At 46.9% G+C, this 642-nt stretch carries 1 protein-coding gene; it reads left to right on the forward strand.

Annotation, left to right across the window (positions count from 1 at the left end; genetic code table 11):
• A partial coding sequence (locus tag IEY34_RS36390; RefSeq protein ID WP_189021129.1) for an IS4 family transposase occupies positions 1-642 on the forward strand: 642 nt, incomplete at both ends.

Below are 642 nucleotides of genomic sequence, written 5' to 3' on the forward strand. Positions count from 1 at the left end.
GCAGTGTATCGTAGCCTCAACCGCTTCAGTTGCCGATCAAGACAAGGAAGTCATCGAAACACTTGTAAGAGACAAGTCGTTAACCTATGTGTTTGACCGCGGCTACATCAACTACCACTACTATGTGCAGTGGGCGCTGCATATGACGCTTTTTGTCGCTCGGATCAAAGCCAACAATAAGCTACCTGCTGTATCCGAAAAGCGGCAAGTAGCGAGCAACTCCCCTGTCACGTTGGATCAAGATGTCCTATGCACCGATCCTCAAACAGGAAAGAAGGCTCGGCTTCGCCTTGTGGAGTACATGTGTCAAGACAAAAAAGGAAAACTTATACGGATCCGTGTCGTGACGAATCGTTTCGATCTTACCGCTGAGGAAATCAGCGAGATTTACCGCCACCGGTGGAAGATTGAAATGTTGTTTAAGTGGATGAAACAGCATGTGCACCTAAAAAAGCTGTATAACAACAAGCCCCGTGCGGTATGGAATCAGATTTATTTGTCGCTTATCGCATATGTCTTATGCGAGTACATGCGTTTAAAGACAAATAAGGCGATAACGAAGTGGGAACTGCTGCAGTTGTTCCTTCATTTTGCGGAGCAGGATATCGCGAAACTTATCGCCTACTTGAATCGCCCGCCGAC

The sequence above is a fragment of the Paenibacillus marchantiophytorum genome, assembly GCF_014640555.1.
GTDB classification, from domain to species: domain Bacteria; phylum Bacillota; class Bacilli; order Paenibacillales; family NBRC-103111; genus Paenibacillus_E; species Paenibacillus_E marchantiophytorum.